The 19,415-nt window shown below is 44.4% G+C and carries 17 protein-coding genes and 2 pseudogenes; 9 read left to right on the top strand and 10 right to left on the bottom strand.

All coding sequences use genetic code 11. The annotated features are described in order from the left end of the window. Nucleotides 1-43: 43 nt before the first annotated feature. From LHL20_RS18310 to LHL20_RS18295, 4 genes are all read left to right on the top strand, one after another. Complete coding sequence (locus LHL20_RS18310; protein ID WP_226434306.1) at nucleotides 44-2,782, top strand: ATP-binding protein; 2,739 nt, start codon at nucleotides 44-46, stop codon at nucleotides 2,780-2,782. 106 nt (nucleotides 2,783-2,888) lie between these two features. Continuing rightward, a complete protein-coding gene (locus tag LHL20_RS18305) occupies nucleotides 2,889-3,230 on the top strand; it encodes a glutaredoxin family protein (RefSeq protein ID WP_226434305.1) in 342 nt (113 codons plus the stop codon). Nucleotides 3,231-3,425: 195 nt separating this feature from the next. Then, nucleotides 3,426-3,959 carry an acyloxyacyl hydrolase gene (locus tag LHL20_RS18300; RefSeq protein WP_226434304.1) on the top strand — a complete coding sequence of 178 codons (534 nt, stop codon included), beginning with the start codon at nucleotides 3,426-3,428 and terminating at the stop codon, nucleotides 3,957-3,959. Between the two features lie 197 nt (nucleotides 3,960-4,156). After that, nucleotides 4,157-4,759, top strand: a complete 603-nt coding sequence (locus tag LHL20_RS18295; protein ID WP_159627447.1) for a TetR/AcrR family transcriptional regulator — start codon at nucleotides 4,157-4,159, stop codon at nucleotides 4,757-4,759. A 1-nt stretch (nucleotide 4,760) separates the two neighbouring features. Here the strand turns inward: LHL20_RS18295 and LHL20_RS18290 are convergent, their stop codons facing one another. The 6 genes from LHL20_RS18290 to ubiD form a co-directional block, all read right to left on the bottom strand. Continuing rightward, nucleotides 4,761-5,591, bottom strand: coding sequence for a helix-turn-helix domain-containing protein (locus LHL20_RS18290; RefSeq protein WP_226434303.1), 831 nt, complete (start codon nucleotides 5,589-5,591; stop codon nucleotides 4,761-4,763). A gap of 109 nt (nucleotides 5,592-5,700) precedes the next feature. Beyond that, nucleotides 5,701-6,180, bottom strand: a complete 480-nt coding sequence (locus LHL20_RS18285; protein ID WP_226434302.1) for a nuclear transport factor 2 family protein — start codon at nucleotides 6,178-6,180, stop codon at nucleotides 5,701-5,703. A 234-nt stretch (nucleotides 6,181-6,414) separates the two neighbouring features. Beyond that, complete coding sequence (locus tag LHL20_RS18280; RefSeq protein ID WP_226434301.1) at nucleotides 6,415-7,476, bottom strand: substrate-binding periplasmic protein; 1,062 nt, start codon at nucleotides 7,474-7,476, stop codon at nucleotides 6,415-6,417. A gap of 55 nt (nucleotides 7,477-7,531) precedes the next feature. After that, the gene (locus tag LHL20_RS18275; RefSeq protein ID WP_226434300.1) at nucleotides 7,532-8,923 is read right to left on the bottom strand and encodes a M28 family metallopeptidase; all 1,392 of its coding nucleotides are present in this window, start codon (nucleotides 8,921-8,923) and stop codon (nucleotides 7,532-7,534) included. 141 nt (nucleotides 8,924-9,064) lie between these two features. After that, nucleotides 9,065-9,760 (bottom strand): NAD(P)H-flavin reductase, encoded by a 696-nt coding sequence (gene fre / locus LHL20_RS18270; RefSeq protein ID WP_226434299.1) that lies wholly within the window; start codon nucleotides 9,758-9,760, stop codon nucleotides 9,065-9,067. Nucleotides 9,761-9,867: 107 nt separating this feature from the next. Then, nucleotides 9,868-11,334 carry a 4-hydroxy-3-polyprenylbenzoate decarboxylase gene (gene ubiD, locus LHL20_RS18265; RefSeq protein WP_226434298.1) on the bottom strand — a complete coding sequence of 489 codons (1,467 nt, stop codon included), beginning with the start codon at nucleotides 11,332-11,334 and terminating at the stop codon, nucleotides 9,868-9,870. Nucleotides 11,335-11,569: 235 nt separating this feature from the next. Here ubiD and LHL20_RS18260 point away from each other — a divergent pair, with 235 nt between their 5' ends. Next, nucleotides 11,570-11,821 carry a TIGR02647 family protein gene (locus LHL20_RS18260; RefSeq protein ID WP_159627433.1) on the top strand — a complete coding sequence of 84 codons (252 nt, stop codon included), beginning with the start codon at nucleotides 11,570-11,572 and terminating at the stop codon, nucleotides 11,819-11,821. A 140-nt stretch (nucleotides 11,822-11,961) separates the two neighbouring features. Continuing rightward, a complete protein-coding gene (locus LHL20_RS18255) occupies nucleotides 11,962-12,570 on the top strand; it encodes a tetratricopeptide repeat protein (RefSeq protein ID WP_226434307.1) in 609 nt (202 codons plus the stop codon). A gap of 20 nt (nucleotides 12,571-12,590) precedes the next feature. Here the strand turns inward: LHL20_RS18255 and LHL20_RS18250 are convergent, their stop codons facing one another. The 4 genes and pseudogenes from LHL20_RS18250 to tnpA all read right to left on the bottom strand — a co-directional run bounded on the left by LHL20_RS18250 (nucleotide 12,591) and on the right by tnpA (nucleotide 14,583). After that, nucleotides 12,591-13,130: a cytochrome b/b6 domain-containing protein gene (locus LHL20_RS18250; protein WP_226434297.1), complete on the bottom strand. Its 540-nt coding sequence runs from the start codon at nucleotides 13,128-13,130 to the stop codon at nucleotides 12,591-12,593. Between the two features lie 138 nt (nucleotides 13,131-13,268). Continuing rightward, nucleotides 13,269-13,553 (bottom strand): PepSY domain-containing protein, encoded by a 285-nt coding sequence (locus LHL20_RS18245; protein WP_202262601.1) that lies wholly within the window; start codon nucleotides 13,551-13,553, stop codon nucleotides 13,269-13,271. 143 nt (nucleotides 13,554-13,696) lie between these two features. Continuing rightward, nucleotides 13,697-14,014: pseudogene (locus LHL20_RS18240) on the bottom strand (alkaline phosphatase D family protein); the annotation flags it as partial. A 173-nt stretch (nucleotides 14,015-14,187) separates the two neighbouring features. Next, nucleotides 14,188-14,583: pseudogene (tnpA, locus tag LHL20_RS21280) on the bottom strand (IS200/IS605 family transposase). Nucleotides 14,584-14,621: 38 nt separating this feature from the next. Between tnpA and LHL20_RS18230 the strand changes: the two are divergent. The 3 genes from LHL20_RS18230 (at nucleotide 14,622) to rlmB (ending at nucleotide 19,274) form a co-directional block, all read left to right on the top strand. Continuing rightward, complete coding sequence (locus LHL20_RS18230; RefSeq protein ID WP_226434296.1) at nucleotides 14,622-15,848, top strand: RNA-guided endonuclease InsQ/TnpB family protein; 1,227 nt, start codon at nucleotides 14,622-14,624, stop codon at nucleotides 15,846-15,848. A gap of 318 nt (nucleotides 15,849-16,166) precedes the next feature. Next, complete coding sequence (gene rnr, locus LHL20_RS18225) at nucleotides 16,167-18,533, top strand: ribonuclease R (RefSeq protein WP_226434295.1); 2,367 nt, start codon at nucleotides 16,167-16,169, stop codon at nucleotides 18,531-18,533. Beyond that, nucleotides 18,534-19,274, top strand: a complete 741-nt coding sequence (gene rlmB / locus LHL20_RS18220; protein WP_159627421.1) for a 23S rRNA (guanosine(2251)-2'-O)-methyltransferase RlmB — start codon at nucleotides 18,534-18,536, stop codon at nucleotides 19,272-19,274. It abuts the gene before it with no gap. Nucleotides 19,275-19,415: the final 141 nt, after the last annotated feature.

Below are 19,415 nucleotides of genomic sequence, written 5' to 3'. Positions count from 1 at the left end.
AAACGCAAACATGGTTCCAATAATTTACTGTCACCAGTAGAGTATGAAAAACGCCATGTTCAACGGCTGGGAAGTGTCTAGGCTAATAGTGGCGATTCAAACACTGCAAAACTGTGAAGACGAAGCTATTCATCTTATTGAGAGTGTGCAAAGCTTTGGCTATGTAATCGCGGTAAACCCGAACGACAAAAAAATTCAGGTTGTCAGTGAGAATATATCTCAACTCTTCAAGGTTGATATTGTTCCCGGTGAAACGCTCATTACAGAGCTTATCGATATACCCGCCCCAGATGCACACACTTTTTTAACTATTCACCAATCTGTTGCCAGCAGTAATACGCGTCGTGCTTATCAGTGGAAATTCGCAGAAAATGCTCTACACCTGGAAGACTGGGAAAAAGAGGGCAGTGGTGTTGCATTTGACTCTAATGGCTTGTTGGTCATTGAACTTGAGCCTACACCACAACTGAGTTACGAAGCGGCGAAACAATGGGTGCCAATGGATGTGGATATTCGTCCACTATTGCCCGACGTAGAACATTGCGAGTCTATCAACGATGTTGCTGATGCTATAGCAAGTGTATTCAAATCCTATATCGGGTTCGACTCAGTGATGGTTTATAAATTTGATAAAGCCTATTGCGGAGAAGTCATTGGAGAAGCTACCCACGTCGATGCTCGTTCTTTCAAAGGATTAAAGTTTCCGGCTTCAGATATTCCAAAGCAAGCACGAGAGCTATACCTTCGAAATAGAGTGCGATGCGTTTACGATGTAGAAGAAAGTCCAATTGGTCTTGTGCCCAGCTTAATCGACGATGACAGACCCCCGCTAGATTTGTCTATGTCAATGGTGCGCTCAGTGTCTCCTATCCATATTCAATATCTGAAGAATATGGGCATACGTTCGTCGTTTTCCGTGTCTTTGGTATTTGAAGGGCGGTTATGGGGCTTGTTGGCATGTCATAATAATACGCCACGATACATCGACCAGAAGAAACGTTTAGTGTGTGAATCGCTTGGTCACCTTTACGCATGGCAGCTCCACACTAAAGCATTACACGAGAAAAAAGAGCAGTTTCAAATTCGACAACGCATGCTCAATAACATTGTTCATCAGCTAACGACGTTTTCGAACCCACTTGAAGCAATAACGCAAAAAGAAAAACAACTTCTTGAAGTGACAGAGTCTTGCGGTATGGCGGTTGTTACGCCAACCGGTAACTATGCCACAGGGAAAACACCTTCAGATTCAACATTAGCCTTCTTGTTGGACAAATTTGCTATAGCGAACTCTGAGCAGTCAATTGCGATTAATCGGCTTGGTGATGAAGTTAATGAAACCCGGGATTTGAATGGTATCCGCGGTATGTATATATCGTGCGTTTCTTCTAAATTGGGGTATTACACGGTTTGGTTTAGAGAACAGAAAGATAAAACAATACGTTGGGCAGGGAAAGAAGCGGCTCGAAAAGACGTGGGTAAATCGCTGACACCACGTAATTCGTTTGATATGTACTTGCAAAGTGTTGCTGATGAGTCGCTAGAATGGACAGAAGACGACAAACTTATTATTGAAGGCTTCGATCACTTATTTATCCCATATGCGTTAAGCCTTAAAGCGTCTTTGGATAAGCAAATCAGTAAATTGGAAGAGCTCGATAAAGCGAAGGATCAATTTCTTGCTAGCATTTCCCACGAACTTCGCTCGCCACTGAATTCGATAGTGGGATGGACCGATTTAGCATTGATGGATGTGAATAATATCGATCGTATGACTGACGCGCTTGGGGTAATTAAACGTGCTGCCTCAACGCAAGCTGCGCTAATCAACGATATTCTCGATTTATCACGCATTATTTCGGGCACAATGAAGCTCAGTACTCACTCACTGAAAGTAGCTAACGCCATTTCTGAAGTTGCGAAATCTTTCGAGGCTGGCTTTGCCAGTAAGAATATTCAACTGAGCATAGCGTGCGATGACGAACACACTCAAATTCTTGGTGACAGCCTTCGTATTAAGCAAGTTATTAATAACCTTTTAAGTAACGCACTGAAGTTCACCGCGAAAGGAGGAACAGTGCACGTGCTGGGTAAACGTGATCATTCCAATTATTTGTTCCGAGTTAAAGACAACGGAAAGGGAATGACCCGAGAGCAATTATCCCACGTGTTCGAACGTTTTTATCAAGGCAAAAACGAGCACAACCGACATGGGCTCGGGCTAGGCCTTTCGATAGTAAAGAGTTTAGTGGAAATGCACGGCGGCGAGATTTACGCAAAGAGTGATGGCCCTAATACGGGCACTACTTTCTTCGTGTCTTTACCCATTGCACCATTGAATCTTCACGAAGATATTATTGAAACCAAAAATGCTGAAATAAGTGACCTTACAGAGTCGCGCCGCTTAGAGGGTTTACGCATTTTGGTCGCTGAAGATGAACAAGACGCTCGCGATTTTATTAAGCTTTTCTTAGAGTCCAATGGCGCCAGAGTTAACGTGGTGAAAAATGGTTTATTGGCATGGAAAGAAGTGAATGATATGCCTGAAGCATTTGACCTGCTGCTATCCGATATAGGAATGCCCGAGCTTGATGGGTTAGGCCTGATTACTAAAATTCGCGCTAGCGAAATTGAGCAAATAGCATCGCTTGATGCCGTAGCACTGACCGCCTATGCGTACACATCAGACCGCGTTAAAGCCCTAAAAGCAGGGTTCTCGAATTACGTTTCAAAGCCTGTAGATGGAGAGGAATTACTCACAATTCTAGAAATGTACAAATAGACGTTTTTTTCGTTTATTAGCAAAATGGGCTCAGCTTTTGGCGTTTTGGGGGCTGCCCATTGTGCTTTGTGCGATATGGTTAAGCCTTTAAATGAAAGGTGACACTATGTTTAGTTTAAAAAAGCGCAGGCAAAAGCAACGCAATGCTTTGGTATCCAAAGCGATATCCAAAAATTCTTCAGAAGTGACTCCCGGGTACGAAGGTCTTACGCTATATCACCGCAAAGCGTGTCCCTTTTGTCGTTATGTGGCGTCCTACCTCAAATCGAAACAGCTAGTGCTAGCCACAAGGGATATTACAACGCGTGTGGCATATGCCGAAGAGCTTATAAAGCAAGGAGGCAAGCGTCAGGTACCATACCTCAGAATAGAGCAAGGTTCGAAAGTAAAGTGGTTGTATGAGTCTGCAGACATCGTTGCATACATAGAAAAGTATAAACCCGCTTAGTAAAAAATAGATACACGCAAGCAAATATCATTTTTTAAAGATACTCACGCATCACAAATATATGTGGTGCGTAAGTTACGATCTATATCACCCACAAGTTGGTGCGATTTGTCTAAAACAGCGTACGAATGGATAAGTTTTGCACTGCTAAAAACGGCAATATTCCCCCATTAGAGAACACTCTTGGGGTGAAATATGTTTACGTTAAATCGCATTGCTCGACTATCACTTTTATTCATATCAATGAATATTGCTTGCGCGCACGCAGGTGAAATTTCCGCTGACTATATAAGAGGTGAGGGAGACGTGGAGGGCATAAAACTCGCCTACCGTTTCGATATCCTAAAGGCCTACGATTTTGACTCAAGAATAAAGGTGTATGCTGAAAGTAGTGTCAACTTTTGGAAGTATGGTACGCCAGAGCACTACGACTCAAATTTTGTTGTTTCTTTATCTCCGGTCCTTCAGTACACATTTTGTGAATGTATGGAGGGTGAACTATACGGTGAAGTAGGAATTGGCCTTTCTTTACTCGATGATACGCAATTTGCTGGAAAGGATGTGAGTACACACTATCAGTTCGAGGATCGGTTAGGTGTTGGGTATCGATTTGGCGAGGCGCGAGAGTATTCTATCGCGTTACGTTATTTTCATTACTCTAATGCGGGCTTTAAAAAGCCGAATCCTGGGCTCGACTTTATCAGCTTTTCCTTTTCAAAAGCATATTAGCGCAGAAACATCGGATATTTTTAATTCTTGCATCAAACACATTCATTTCACTCTCACCGCGTAATAAGATTGTCTATCGATGATCATTGCTATCTAAAGTAGACATAATGGTATAAGTTTAATATTAGTAAAAACTGCAATAATTAAGCGTGTTAACCGTTCTTAGTATACATAATAGTATGCTTTTAAGAGGGACTATGGATACTACCAAGAAGTCAAAGAAAGCACATTTGGTCGAAACGGCACAAAAGCTGTTTTATCGCCAGGGAATTAAAGGTACTGGTATTGATGCGGTGTTAGCGGAGTCAGGTGTTGCTAAAAGAACGCTATACAACCATTTTAAATCAAAAGATGAGCTAATTATTGCTACGCTTAAGCGTCGAGATGATGAATTTATGTCGATGCTCAAACGCTTGGTGGCTAAATTCGAAAAAACAGAAGGCAATGAGGGGCCCTATTGCCGAATTCTAGCCTTCTTTGATGCTATTACAGAGTGGACGCAAATGTCGACGTTTTCAGGTTGTATGTTCATTAATGCGTCGGCTGAGTATCCGCGACAGGACGATCCCATCCATGCGATATGTACAATGCATAAAAAAGTGGTCATTCAATACATTGAAGAGTTAATTGGAAATTTACCACTTAAACAGCCGAAGGAGACCGCAATTAAGCTAGCGCTCCTTGCCGATGGTGCAATTGTTAGCGCGCATACAACGAACCTTGCAGAAGCCGGTGAAATAGCGAAAGATATGGCGCTTATGCTGCTAAGGGCGCAGAGCACAGAGCGCCAGCGTGGATAAATCAAGCGACTAGCGATTGATTGTTTTCTTGCTGCAGCCATTGCATTGGCGATACCCCTAACTTCTTGCGAAATACGCGCGCAAGGGCTGAGCCGTGTTCATACCCCACTTCATATGCCACATAATTAACGGACTTTTCAGCTTTAAGCAGCTTCTGAGCCATAGCCAATCGCAGGGACGTAATGTAGTCATTCGCAGTTTGTCCTACTGCGTCTTTAAACGACTCTGCAAATTTTGACCGTGACATCGCGCCTAGTTGAGCTAATGATTCCAGTGTCCAATTGCGCGCAGGATCAGCGTGAATTGCATCGATAACCTTTGACAGTTGCGGGTGGTTAATGGCAAGTAGCGTACCTTGGTGAAGTTGTCCGTGTTCTGTTGCATAGCGCAACACTTGTAACATGAACATTTCCCCTAATCTGTCAATCATGGTCGATTTTCCAAAGCGGTGCTCACGAACTTCGTCAAGAAGCCACTTTATTGTCCATGAAATAGCATTGTCATGGCTTAATTCAAGATAGAGTTCATCGGGAAGTGCATTCAACACCAAAGTTGGTGTTGGCACATGGAATTTAATACTCGCACTGATAAGTTGCGCAGGTTCATCGCTGATAGATTCTATATGATGCTTAACGGGTTTGGGCATAAACAAAAGCGATGGCTTATCTAACAGTACCTCGTTGCCACCTTGGCGGTATACCTTAACAGCACCTTTCTCTAAAAGGTGTAGCTGGCCTGCGCCACTGAAGTGTTTAATGCCAGCTAATGGGCCTACGTGATTAATAGAGCTGTCAAAGGAGTGTTGGGTGAGTAACTCGCTAATATCTTTCATAATCTATCTCGCAATCAATGTTTGACTAATCAAACCCCATTCCCGTAGCGAGCATCGCCACGACAGCTTAAGAATGAATTTGTACTTGTCTGTCTACTTTATACTCAGCTTACAAGCCTAGCTCTGAAAGGCCAGGGTGGTCATCTGGACGAATGCCAAGCGGCCAATGAAATAGGCGCTCCGACTCTGAAATTGGTACATCATTCAGTGCGGCGAAGCGATTTGTCATGAGTCCATTCTCGTTGAATTCCCAGTTTTCGTTGCCATACGATCTAAACCAGTTTCCCGAGTCATCGTGCCATTCATACGCATAGCGCACGGCTATTCTGTTCTCTTCGAAAGCCCATAACTCTTTGATTAAACGATAATCAAGTTCCTTTGCCCACTTTCTCTCTAAAAAGCGTTTAGCCTCTTCACGACCGCTAATAAATTCAGAGCGATTGCGCCACTGGGTATTTTCGCTGTAGGCGAGTGATACTTTTTCTGCATTACGGCCGTTCCATCCATTCTCAGCGAGGCGCACTTTCTCAATAGCGCTCTCTCTCGTAAAAGGAGGAAGGGGGTGACGTTGTTCTTCACTTTTGCTCATAAGAAGGTCTCTTTGGTGTTTTATTGAACAACTTGATTTTAGTTTAAAGTAGACAGATCTGTATACATTTTGTTTTGCTAAGACTTAGCCAAAAAATGGTTAAATAAGAAATAAGGTGCAGAAAGCGCCTTCTAACGATGTATAGGCGCTTATTGGAGTAAACTGAATTAAGAAGCGAGTGTGGCTAGAGGCTTGTGAACGCAGGGCTCTAAGGCGTGATACTAAAGGTTGCCGCTACCATTTGCGAATGAGGTTTCGATAAATGGTTGCGTCAAGTTGAGATTCTTGCTGTAACGATGTGTCAGAAAGGGTAAGTGCACTTTGTGTATCTTCAATAGTGGCGTATTGCATCCCATCAATATAAAAGCGGCTTTTTGCTGACACTGGCTTTCCGTCAAGAGAGAACGCATATTCTACCGAATGGGAACGGCGGGTTACAGACGACGCGCCGACATAATCAGCCACCCCATCATTATCGATATCCTTGGTTAACCAAGGTTTATTCAACAGTACGTTGTACGTGCCATTGTCTTGCAGGGTAACAATGGCGTCGTTAAATGCGGTAATGGTTTGCTGTGCATTGCTTGCTGTTTTTCTGATCGCCAATTGAAAGCCGGTTTTTACCATGGGTTTAGCAGAAAAGTGCAGCAATTCTTCACTGTCATTGGCCAGCAGCAAGTTAAATTCATCAGCTAGCAGTTTAGTTGTTATGAGATAGGGCGCTCTATCATCAGCAAGCTGGCGAAACGCGTCGAAAGTGGTGGGGTTTCGTGACCACTTTATTTCCTTTAGTGCGCGAAAGGTGGGCGTATTAGCAAATCGGTTTTCAATTGCTACGCGGTTATCTTTTAAATGGGGAAACAGTCGTACGTTTTCGACATCGTAACGCTTGCTAACAGCATATAGGTGTATCGGTAAGTAGATGTCAGAGATGAAAAAGTCATCGGTGCTCTCACCTAAATTCACGTAGGCAAAATTACCGTCTACTTTGCCAGTTAACACGGCACTGCCCAAGAACGCGTCGCGCATCACCTGAAGATCAACGCTCAAATTGGCTTGCGCAAACGCATGACTGACAATAGCGTTTAGCCTAGCAGGTTCGCCGTCATCACTTACGTAAGTTTCAAACGGCGATGCTGCCAATGTAGTCGCAGCGAGCACAGCTTTTGGCATAAGGCATGACACGGCTAGCAGTAAGGCGGTCAACACATGGCGATGTGTTGACATGGCTTTAACAAAAATGCGCGATGAACGAATCAGTGAAACGCTAGGCAAGATGATGTCTCCGTACTGCATACATGCTTTTATTACACTGTAATGCACAACAAAGGTTTAATCCAATGCGATGCGGTTACTCACCAAAACTTCCCGCAGGACCCGGGTATACCACAACACTCTCAATGCCATCGTTGTTTACACTGGCTACGCCAAAGAAGTAATTATCGATAACAATATTCTCAAGTGTTGCCTCTGTTACCTTACCTACAAACTTACTATATTCCCATTGCGGCGCATCGGTATGGCGCCAATATACTTTGTAACCTTTTAGTTGAGGGTTCTGCGTCGCACTTAGTGTATCCCACTTCAGCGTGGTTGACGGTTGAACGGCACCTTCAATAGTGACATTGGATGGAGGATTGGGTGCCCACGCCATTGCTGCTAGCGACACCGCGTTAAGCCCCGTTAATTTTGCCGCATAGTCAAAATTCACACCCTCTAGCGTATCGCCATAAACAATGCCGTTTTCTGTGCGCAGATCTTGATGCTGTCGAGTATAGTTTTCGTTTGTCTCCATAATGCGAATACCCGGATAGCCCAAGTCATTGAAAGGACGATGATGACCTCCACGACCAAAGCGATCCAATCGGTACACCACCATAGTGTCTAGGTTTTCAATATATTGATCGGCGATTTTGTCGATATAACGGGCTAGATTTCGACTTGGTGAGTCTACCTCTCCACCGGTGAAGCGACGGCGTCTTGCTTCTGACTCTGTCTCGGTTACGCGAGTGCCTTCGGCGAAAATACGCGCGGTGGTATTATTAATAACGCCATTAACACCTTCGATGTTGCCAATCATGTCGTTGTTCAATACCGCTTTAATGCGCCAGCCATCTTCTTTGGCCTTGTTAGCCATAATGCGCCCACCAAACAAACCTTGCTCTTCTCCGGCAAGCGCCGCATAGACAATGCTGCCATTAAATTTGTACTGTGTTAGCACCCGGGCAGCTTCTAATGTGCCCGCAACACCTGACGCATTATCATTTGCACCTGGTGCGTCAGAGGTATAGTCCATCACATCAGATACGCGTGAATCGATATCACCAGACATAATAACGTAGCGGTCGGGATCAGTCGTGCCTCGCTGAATCGCAATGACGCTCACCACCTCAACAGGGTCTGGAATACGCTTTTCACCGCTTATAACTTCAGACTGGAAATACACTTCTAAGCAGCCACCGCATTGAGCAGATATCTTTTCGAATTCTGCCTTTATCCAACGTCTTGCAGCACCGATACCACGTGTATTCGACTCTGTTTCAGAGAGTGTATGACGCGTGCCAAAGTTCACTAGGGTAGTAATGTCGCTTTCAATTCGCGCCGGTGAAATGGCATTGCTAATATCGTAAAGCGATTGAGATTGTTCGCTATTATTCGTTTGTGCAAACGAGGCCGGCAGAAATGAGGCACACAGTGCGGTTAAAAGAGTAGGTAATACCGATTTAGGATGGTTTCTTATCATTGTTTTCTCCATTGTTTGTGTTTTAACCATAACGAATACGGTGAAAACGAACAATTAGAGTAAACGTGTGAATAAGTTAGTTATCGCAATACAAAACAAAAAAACCGGCAGGACGCCGGCTTTTAACAATAAGGTGTGCTGTTAAATAAATGCGAATGCATCACCAAATAAGTTTTCTACTTTGAGACCACGCTGAGTAAAGTCGTCGCGTACTACTTTTGCCATTTCAAAACGTCCGGCAACATAAACTTGGACACTCTCGAAGTTTGCATGGTCGGCCATTACTGCGTGATGTACCCAACCAGTGCGGCCTGTCCAATCGTCATTTGCAAATTCTACAACGGGAACAAAAGTAAAATGTGGGTTGGCCGCAGCTAATGCAGTGAGTTCGTCAGCCAAATAAAGGTCGTGTGCGTGCTTTGCACCCCAATACAATGTGACTGGTGTTTTATCGCCGCTATTTAGGTGCTCTTGCAAAATAGAGTAGGTGTAAGAAAAGCCCGTGCCACCTGCAATTAGTACCATAGGTAAGCCGTTGCTTTGCAAAAATGCATCGCCATTACCCACCACAACAGATACTTCGCCCTCTTCTTTCATGCGGGCTAGCACATCGCCCGCATAGCTATTGCCAGGCTCTGCACCAATATGTAGTTCGATACGGTTGTTGTCATAAGCCGCATTAGCAATGGAAAAAGGACGCATATCCTTTTCACCCATCACAATCATAGCGTATTGGCCCGCCTTGAAGTTCAAGGTTTCAGAGGGAGTTAACTCAACTTTTTGTACTACTTCGGTTAAAGGCGTAATGCTTGCAACCTTACACTTAATTTCTGACATGTATTCTCTTCTTACCTTGTACTTCTTAGCTTATAATTTAACGTGACGCCTGTGGTAGTTCTGTGTTGTAGCTTTTTGTCGTTATAGCTTTTCTTCGCCATACCGAACTACATAATACCAAGTTCATCCCAGATATCATCAACCCGCTTTTTCACGTCTTCATCCATCACGATAGGTACGCCCCACTCGCGATCGGTTTCGCCCGGCATTTTATTAGTAGCATCCATACCCATTTTCGAACCAAGCCCAGATACGGGTGATGCAAAATCAAGATAATCGATGGGGGTATTCTCAATCATCACGGTGTCGCGGGCAGGATCCATACGCGTCGTAATTGCCCAAATAACATCATTCCAATCACGCGCATTGACATCGTCGTCGCACACTATGACAAACTTGGTGTACATAAACTGTCGCAAAAATGACCATACACCCATCATGACGCGCTTGGCATGCCCCGGATATTGCTTTTTCATAGTAACAACCGCCATGCGGTACGAGCAACCTTCAGGCGGTAGATAGAAGTCTACAATTTCTGGGAACTGCTTTTGCAAAATAGGCACAAACACTTCGTTTAGCGCCACGCCTAAAATGGCAGGCTCATCCGGTGGGCGACCAGTGTAGGTGGAGTGATAAATAGGTTCTTTACGATGTGTAATGTGGGTCACTGTAAACACAGGGAAGTCATCAACTTCGTTATAATAACCGGTGTGATCGCCATATGGCCCTTCTGGGGCAGTTTCATCTTGCGCAATGTAACCTTCAAGCACAATCTCTGCGCTGGCAGGTACCTGTAAATCGTTGCTTATTGATTTAACAACCTCTGTTTTGTCACCTCGCAATAAGCCTGCAAACGCATATTCAGATAGCGTATCAGGAACAGGCGTAACAGCACCAAGGATTGTGGCAGGATCTGCACCTAGTGCAACAGAAACAGGGTAGGGTTCGCCCGGATGAGTTTGGCACCATTCGCGAAAATCTAACGCACCGCCTCTATGTGATAACCAGCGCATGATGAGTTTATTCTTACCGATGACTTGCTGGCGATAAATGCCTAAATTCTGGCGTTTTTTGTGAGGTCCTTTTGTGACACTCAAGCCCCATGTCACAAGTGGCGCTGCGTCTCCCGGCCAGCAGCGCTGAACCGGAATTTTTGACAAGTCAACGTCATCGCCCGTTAGCACTACCTCTTGGCAGGGCGCTTTTTTGAGTACTTTGGCAGGCATATTTAGCACCTGCTTAAATACGGGAAGTTTTTCCCATAAATCTTTCAAGCCCTTTGGGGGTTCTGGCTCTTTTAAGTAGGCCAGCAATTTGCCAACTTCGCGAAGTGACTCAACGGAATCTTGCCCCATGCCCATGGCAACACGCTCTGGTGTACCAAATAAATTGGCCAATACAGGCATATTGTGATTTTTCGGGTTCTCAAATAACAGCGCAGGGCCGCCTGCTCGCAGGGTGCGATCAGCTATTTCTGTCATCTCAAGGTCAGTATCAATGGCTTGCTTTATGCGCACTAATTCGCCTTTTGCTTCTAACTGGCGAATAAAGTCGCGTAAATCTTTGTACTTCATTGGGCTGGCTTTTCCACAAACTTTAATTACGGCAAGAATATACTATTTTGAATGAAACTCCGATCAGTTCGCGGTGTGAAAACCAGATTAAACGTTTTACAGACAAAAATTACGCTTTACAGCGCATGCAATTGGGTGTGATATAGGAAGTGTGGCAACAAGTAAGATAAAAAATTCTCATAGCGTAGCACGCCTAATGTGCGCTAATTGTTAACCCTTTGCCTAAGGTGGTTATATGACGATATTCGATCAGGACATGCTCGACGAGTTAAACCTATTACTTAAGTTTCCAACCGATAGCCTGCTTCAAGGTTTAAAAATTCATCACGACGCGAGCCAAACTATGGTTAACGCTGCATCAAGACTTTACGCCAAGGGACTTATTACCCAATCAGATGGCGGCTATCTCACCGATTTAGGTATTGATGTTGCCGATCATGCAAGGCACATGCAGTCAGCGTTGTGTCCAAGAAAAAGCAGTCACTAATGATGTAAAGATGCATGCAGCGTGGTTAAGATATTCTAAACGTTGTCGATAACTTAAGTACGCTTGCTTTGTGTTGTTTGATAGTTATGAAACGAAATTTGCCTTCTTTATTACCGCTGAGTTTATTGTCCGGACTTCTTATGGGGGGGCTTACGACAAATGCTGTTGCCCTTGAAGGGGAAACCGTAGAAGAGTTGCGTGCCGTACAGCTGTATAGCCAAGACAAACTTATCGAGATGATTAACGCCAATACGCACCTTGATAAGGTTGTAGAAGACCGTTGCCAGTTGGTACAAGACATCGAAGCCAGAGCCGATATTCTGAAAGTTCCCGCCTATCAGTTTTTGTGGGGAGACATGTTGGCGTGGGGAGTTTGCGTAGATGCCGCTCCTTCTCGCGGCATCGGTTATATGGAAGATGCAGCGAATCAGGGCTTGCCTGCAGCACTTGAACAACTGGGGCGTTACTATGCTAAAGGGACCTTGGTTCAGCAAGACAAATCTCGTGCCGTGGTGTATTTGCGTGAAGCCGCAGCACTTAAAAACTTAAAGGCACAAATTCGCTTAGTTGAACTGTTTTTAGAAGGCTATGGAAGCCCTTACGATTATGAAGATGCCTATCATTGGCTATACAACTCAGTGACTGACGATAAAACGCAGCATCAACAAATTGCATCTTATTTGGCTCGCTTAGAAAAGTTAATGCACCCCAAAGCGGTTCGTGAAGCTAAACGCCCATTAGATAGTTAACAGCGAAATCTACGCGCCTATTACCGCTTGCGTTTACCCGTAAGCATAGGGCGAATAAGTTGGATGCGACCTTTGTGTTGTGTCCAAAAAACGGCGGCAATATGAACCAGTGCACAACCATAAAGGGCATCTGCCATTAAGCTGTGCGCCCACTCTAGCTGACTATTGCCAAATAATGCGTCAATTTCTTCCATTAAAAAACCGGTTACTCCCAACCCGGTTATTAGCGTAATTACTGCAAAGACCATGAGCCATCCAAACGGATTATGGCCATGCGCTTTAGGCAGTTGGTTGGCGTTAAGCTGTTTGATGTGAGTCTGAAACGATTGGCGTGTTAGTTTGACAGTCTTAAAGCTAGCAAAGGAAGACGCACTTGCCTTAAAGCCCCAAAAAATACGCACGACAATGAGGGCAAGTGCACAATAGCCTGCTATTTCGTGGATAAGCCTGCCCGGCTCGACAATAAAATAATTGATGACAAACGCAGCGACTAAACCCCAATGACACAAGCGCACTAAGGGATCCCAAATATAAATGTCATTGTTCGTTATAGTTTTCATCGGTAATAGTAGCGTTAGTCGTGCTCAGGTGGAATAAGCATACACAAACAAAAAACGCCACTTCAATAACCGTGGCGTTTTTTTAGTGCATTGTATTTATTGCGCGTTAATAGCGCATATCAATACTTAAAGTGGTAATTAGTGACGCTCTTCTTTCACTACACTGCCATCAACGGGGTTGAAATAAATTTCAACTTTGTTTTCGTCTTTATCAAAACCATAGATTTCGTAGCAGTTACCGCCAGTTACTTTGAATTCATTAATTTTGTAACCTTGAGCAAGCAATTTTGCTTGGAACATATCCTGATTTTGCCATTCTGACTGTGGCGCTGTTGTGCACTGAGTAGTACCGTGTTCTGCACTGCATGCACTTAATAGTGTTGCAGCACCAACCGCCATAGTCATCATAATTGCCTTTTTCATATTACTTTCCCTCAACATGGTATTGATTAAACAGTTGTAATACGCAGCGTACCACGCTTTTAGTTCAAATAACTATATATCCCATTAATAGGCTGATATTTGTGTAAAAATGTGGTGAAGCGTCGCGTACTCGTTCACGGTCATTATGCGTTAATCTCAATGGTATGGGTATTTGAGATTTTGCCATCTTTCGTCAATATGGCATCGACAAAGTGCCATGTGGCAGTCGCATTTTCTTCGGTGATTTCTAGCGTAAGATTGTTGTGCCAGGCGTTATGTGTATCACCTGCCAAGGCGATAACCGGTTTATTGAGTGCAGTAAGTAAACGTTCCCGCTCAACCGGATAGCCATCCCATGCGTCCATGTAAGGCGTAAAGAAACCTGCAGGATAATTTGAACAAGAAAAAATACCCAATGTCACTTTATCTACATCTTGAGACGGTAACGTTTTCGTTTCGCCACTGGCAACGCCATGAGTAAACTCGGCACTGGTTTGTGACGTAGTACTAGAAACACACCCTACCCTTTTTCTTATTTGAACAGTCAAATAAGAAAAAGGGTAGGGTAATTTTATCTAACGTTGCCGAGAAAACCCCGTGATCAAAGCGAAGCGATGTCGCTGGGATGAATCGGCTAACCTTGTTCTTGGATATATTTTCGAATAGTGTCTGCACTAGCGTTACCTACTGAGCAGACGAAATATCCATCTTACCAAAATGTCTTCTCTACCCAAAACTGCCTTTTAATGTATGGAAATGATTTCCATATTTTAGCGGTTGTTTCCTGCTTAATTCTCCTGACATGTTGCCCAACAGAATATTTAGTTCCGATTCGAATTAACATATGGATGTGATCTAGATCAATTTCAACCTCTTCGACGTCAAAGTCAGAGCGGCGCGAGATATCAAGCAACTTGTCTTTGACGAAATCACCTATCCGCTCTTTCAGCAGAGGTTTTCTATATTTAACAATCAATATTAAGTGCAGTGCTATTAGATATTTGCAGTGTGATTTTGTTTGGTAATCCATCTTGATAACTCATGCATATACAGTAGTCTATACAGTGTATGAAAAAGACGCTTAGATACAATTTCAGGCTCAATCCAACGCCAGAGCAGGAGGCTAGACTCATTGAGTTTGGCGCGACAGCCCGTGGTATTTGGAATCTGTTGTTGTCTGAAACAATACGTCGATACGAATATGATAAGACGTTCTTGTTTTACAAAGATATGGCCTCGCTAATCAAAGAATTAAAAGTCTTTGAAGAGTTTTCGTGGATAAAGGCGTTTGACTCAGCAGCAGCCCAGCAAGTCGCGAGAGATTTGGAAACGGCGCTAAAGAATGCGTTCTCAAAAGGTCGATTACAACGATTCCCAAAACATAAAGTCTCTTATAAGCGAAAGAAACTTTACAACGATAGCTTTAGAGCGGTGAACAATTCCAATTGCATACGAATTGAAAATGGCGCTATCAGCATCCCAAAGGTGGGTAAAGTGCCAATCATCTTACACCGCGACTTAGTGAGCCAAATTAAAACCGTTACCGTCCAGTACCGTCACGGGAAATGGGAATGCAGCATCACGCAGGAAGCGGAATGCAAAGCTGCTAAAAAGCGTCTAACAAGTATCACGGGCTTTGACATTAACTCGAAGCAAACGGTAGTTGGTTCGAATGGCTTTGTCGCTGACAACCCAAAGTTTTTAAAACAATCAAAAGAGAAATTAAGTCACTTGCAACGCCAGCTTGCAAGACGAAAGAAAGGGTCGAATCGCTGGCATAAAACTAAACAACGCATCAATAAATTACACGGCAAAATCTCAAGGCAAAGACTCAACTTTGCACATCAAGTGTCACGACAGATAACCAATGAAACTGATATTCTGGTGTTTGAAGATTTGAACGTAAAAGCGATGCAACAATTTAATGGCAGCATGGTGGCCGACAATGTGATGGGCTTAATCACTCAGCTTGCAAAGTACAAGGCTGAGTTAGAAGGCAAGCTCTATCACGAAATCGGTCGTTTTGAAAAATCCACAGGGATTTGCAGTGAGTGTGACAAGAACCATGTGTTGTCATTGAGCGAACGATATTTCACCTGCACCCAATGTAGTACAGACCAGAGCCGAGATCTCTCTGCGGCCAAGAGCATTGCTAAAACAGGTGAATTAGATTTAATTGCGGCTGGAATCGTTGCAAGGGTAAACCCCACATCTCAGCAGAAATCAGCTATTAAAACGAAGGTCTTCGAGCTATCGAAGTTGGCTGAAGGATCTGAGAAAAAAGAAGCGGCCTAGTTATACACTAGACCACAGAAGCCCAGTGATCAGAGCGAAGCGATGTCGCTGGGTAGTTCACACGTTGGCTATGTGACAGGGTAATGTCAATGTAAGCAGTTTGTTGTAGTGGCTGAAAAGCAAAACACAAAAGGGCGGTAGCAAATGTAATTACTACGCCGTGTTTTAAGCGAAATGCTGTTATACTGTGCAGCAAACGACCACATTAACTAGGTTTTAGTGATGAGGTTACAGCAAATACAAAGTAAAAAGGGAATGAAAAACACGTGATGTGTCTTGTCGTTTCCTTTGAAGCAATAAAAGGTAACTTATAAATACATGAGTGATGATCCGCATTATCAGCGCGAGAAAGAGAAGTACGAAAATCCGGTAGCAAGCCGCGAATATCTAATGAGCTTGCTAAAAGAACACGACACACCACTGTCGTTCCTTGATATCTGTAATTTAGTGAACGCTTTTGACGAAGATGCCCGTATTGGCATTCAGCGTCGACTTCGCGCTATGGAGCGAGAAGGGCAAGTACAGTTCACTAAGCAAAAAAAGTACATACTTCAAAACCGTGATGAACTGATTAAAGGCCGCATTATTGGCCATCGTGACGGTTACGGATTCTTGCGCCCTGAAGATAAAAGCGGTGATTTGTTTATCAGTGCTGGGCAAATGAACTTGTTTATGCACGACGATGTTGTTGAAGCTCGCATTAGCGGGACCGATCGACGTGGGCGCAAAGAAGCATTTGTAACTCAAGTCATTGAAGCCCGCAGCGAACCCATTGTTGGCCGCTACTTCGTTGAGCAAGGTTTTGGCATGGTTGTGCCTGATGACAGTCGTTTACAGCACGAAATTGTTATTCCACCAGAAAGCGCACACGGTGCTCGAATGGGACAAGTGGTGGTGGTTGAACTTACTCAACGTCCACGTCGCAAAATGAGTCCGGTGGGAAAAATCGTAGAAGTGCTTGGTGAGCATATGGCACCGGGGATGGAAATTGAAATGGCATTACGCACTTTCGATATTCCGCATCAGTGGCCTAAAGGTGTGACCAAACAAATTGAAAGCTTAACGGATCAAGTACCTGATGAAGCAAAAGAAGGACGAATTGATTTACGTCAGTTGCCCCTCGTGACCATTGATGGTGAAGATGCTCGGGATTTCGATGATGCCGTTTACTGTGAACCCCTTGATGACGGTGGCTGGCAACTGTGGGTGGCTATTGCTGACGTTAGTCATTACGTGCGCACAGGTTCTGCACTAGACGACGAAGCTCAGCAACGCGGTAACTCGGTTTATTTTCCAGACCAAGTGATTCCTATGTTGCCCGAAGTACTTTCAAATGGTCTTTGCTCACTGAACCCTGAAGTAGACAGACTGTGCATGGTGTGTGAAATGACCATCAGTGCGCAAGGTACGTTAGACGAGTTTCAGTTCTATGAAGCTGTAATGAACTCTCATGCGCGCCTTACCTACACGAAGGTGTGGAATATTTTGCAGGGTGATAAGGAGCTTCATAAGCGCTATGAAGCGCATGTACCGCACCTTCGCAATTTACATGACTTGTATAGAGCGTTGAAAAAAGCTCGTGCTAAACGTGGTGCAATAGAATTTGAAACCCAAGAAGTGAAGTTTGTCTTCAATGCGCAACGTAAAATAGAAAACATCGTGCCGCTTGTACGTAATGATGCGCACAAGCTTATTGAAGAGTGCATGATCATGGCAAACGTGAGTGCGGCATTAATGCTAGAAAAGCATGAGGCGCCAGCGCTATATCGAGTACATGACAAGCCAGATGCTGACAGGCTGACTGCATTTACCAGCTACTTGGGTGAAATTGGTATTCCTCATCGCATTACTGAGGATGCTGAGCCTGCCGCCTTTACCGATGTGGTACTTAAAACGCGAGGACGTGTAGACGAAGAGCTCATTCAAACTATGTTGCTTCGCTCTATGAAACAAGCCATTTATGACGGCGACAATGTCGGTCACTTTGGCTTAGCGCTTGAAGCGTATGCACATTTCACCTCGCCTATTCGCCGTTACCCTGACCTTGTTGTGCATCGCGCCTTAAAAGGCATCATTGCTAAACAACAAGGGAAAAAAGCGGTAAGTGGTGCGAAAAACTACACTATCGATGAAATTGAGCAGCTGGGAGAGCAATGCTCGATGACAGAACGTCGCGCTGACGACGCTACCCGCGATGTTGCAGACTGGCTCAAATGCGAGTTTATGCTCGACCACGTCGGCGATACCTTTGAAGGCGTTGTAAGTTCAGTAACCAACTTTGGCTTGTTTATCCGTTTAACCGAATACCATATTGATGGCTTAGTGCACATTACCTCGTTAGACGATGATTTCTACCACTATGACGATGTGAAACAAGCATTGGTAGGAGAGTCGGGTCATCGTCAATTCAGGTTGGGTGATACGGTAGAAGTGAAAGTGGCTGCGGTTAACCTTGATGAGAGAAAGATTGATTTATTGCTCGATAAGTCTATGCTGCGCGGCGCTGGCGGTAAGAAAGTAAAAGTGAAGTCTGCCAAGAAAGCATCAAGCAAAGGTAAGCGATACCAGAGTGAGGCGCCAAAAAGCAAAGGCGGCGCGTCAAAATCGTCGGGCGCCCGTTCATCTGGTAAAAGCACTGGAAAAAGTGGCAAAACATTAAAGCTAAATAAAAGAGGTAAGCGTTAAATGGCGCAGCAAGAATGGTTATACGGTTTACACGCGATGCAGTCGGTTCTAGAGAAAGAGCCCGAGCGTGTAATGGAAGTATTGGTGTTGAAAGGGCGCAACGATGAGCGTTTGACGACAATTGTTAACCAAGCCCGCCGTTTCGGTATTTCTGTTCAGTTTTGCCAACGAAAGGCACTCGACGATAAGGTTAATGGTGAACAGCATCAAGGTGTGGTTGCTCGCGCGAAGCCTGCTCGCGTTTTAGACGAAGCTGATCTCGATACAATTTTAGCGCGTGAATCTCAGCCGTTAATTCTTGTGCTGGATGGCATCACCGATCCTCACAACTTAGGTGCATGTTTGCGCACAGCTGACGGTGCCGGCGTTCACGCTGTGGTTGTGCCAAAGGATAAGTCAGCCAGTCTCAATGGTACAGTGAGAAAAGTGGCGTGCGGAGCGGCAGAAGTGGTACCGCTCATTCAAATCACCAACTTATCTAGAACGCTTAAGCACCTTCAAGAGAAGGGATTATGGGTTGTCGGTACGGCAGGGGAAACGGATAAGACCTTGTATGACGTCGATCTTAAAGGCCCGACAGCCCTCGTCATGGGCGCAGAAGGCAAAGGCATGCGCAGATTAACCAAAGAAACGTGCGATGAACTCGTTAAATTGCCCATGGCCGGCAGCGTAACAAGTTTAAACGTGTCTGTTGCCACCGGTGTATGCTTGTACGAAATCGTTAGACAGCGCGGACTTTGATCCGCGCGTTTGCGTTTAGCGACACATCTCCTCACTTCTCTTACTTTCCTTAATTTCTTACGTCTCTTTAGTTTTTCTTAATATTTTTGTCTGGAATCCGTTGTCGTTTTTGCAAGTTGTTGCAAAATGGCGACGATATTG

It is taken from the genome of Alteromonas sp. McT4-15 (assembly GCF_020515205.1).
GTDB lineage: Bacteria > Pseudomonadota > Gammaproteobacteria > Enterobacterales > Alteromonadaceae > Alteromonas.
Note: the sequence above shows the minus strand (reverse complement) of the source record. Positions and strands in the feature narration are given on the sequence as shown.

Excerpts from the sequence above, each read along its gene's own strand:
- LHL20_RS18310 (WP_226434306.1), top strand. The coding sequence starts at position 44 with ATGAAAAACGCCATGTTCAACGGCTGGGAAGTGTCTAGGCTAATAGTG.
- LHL20_RS18305 (WP_226434305.1), top strand. The coding sequence starts at position 2,889 with ATGTTTAGTTTAAAAAAGCGCAGGCAAAAGCAACGCAATGCTTTGGTA.
- LHL20_RS18300 (WP_226434304.1), top strand. The coding sequence starts at position 3,426 with ATGTTTACGTTAAATCGCATTGCTCGACTATCACTTTTATTCATATCA.
- LHL20_RS18295 (WP_159627447.1), top strand. The coding sequence starts at position 4,157 with ATGGATACTACCAAGAAGTCAAAGAAAGCACATTTGGTCGAAACGGCA.
- LHL20_RS18290 (WP_226434303.1), bottom strand. The coding sequence starts at position 5,591 with ATGAAAGATATTAGCGAGTTACTCACCCAACACTCCTTTGACAGCTCT.
- LHL20_RS18285 (WP_226434302.1), bottom strand. The coding sequence starts at position 6,180 with ATGAGCAAAAGTGAAGAACAACGTCACCCCCTTCCTCCTTTTACGAGA.
- LHL20_RS18280 (WP_226434301.1), bottom strand. The coding sequence starts at position 7,476 with ATGCAGTACGGAGACATCATCTTGCCTAGCGTTTCACTGATTCGTTCA.
- LHL20_RS18275 (WP_226434300.1), bottom strand. The coding sequence starts at position 8,923 with ATGATAAGAAACCATCCTAAATCGGTATTACCTACTCTTTTAACCGCA.
- fre (WP_226434299.1), bottom strand. The coding sequence starts at position 9,760 with ATGTCAGAAATTAAGTGTAAGGTTGCAAGCATTACGCCTTTAACCGAA.
- ubiD (WP_226434298.1), bottom strand. The coding sequence starts at position 11,334 with ATGAAGTACAAAGATTTACGCGACTTTATTCGCCAGTTAGAAGCAAAA.
- LHL20_RS18260 (WP_159627433.1), top strand. The coding sequence starts at position 11,570 with ATGACGATATTCGATCAGGACATGCTCGACGAGTTAAACCTATTACTT.
- LHL20_RS18255 (WP_226434307.1), top strand. The coding sequence starts at position 11,962 with ATGGGGGGGCTTACGACAAATGCTGTTGCCCTTGAAGGGGAAACCGTA.
- LHL20_RS18250 (WP_226434297.1), bottom strand. The coding sequence starts at position 13,130 with ATGAAAACTATAACGAACAATGACATTTATATTTGGGATCCCTTAGTG.
- LHL20_RS18245 (WP_202262601.1), bottom strand. The coding sequence starts at position 13,553 with ATGAAAAAGGCAATTATGATGACTATGGCGGTTGGTGCTGCAACACTA.
- LHL20_RS18230 (WP_226434296.1), top strand. The coding sequence starts at position 14,622 with ATGAAAAAGACGCTTAGATACAATTTCAGGCTCAATCCAACGCCAGAG.
- rnr (WP_226434295.1), top strand. The coding sequence starts at position 16,167 with ATGAGTGATGATCCGCATTATCAGCGCGAGAAAGAGAAGTACGAAAAT.
- rlmB (WP_159627421.1), top strand. The coding sequence starts at position 18,534 with ATGGCGCAGCAAGAATGGTTATACGGTTTACACGCGATGCAGTCGGTT.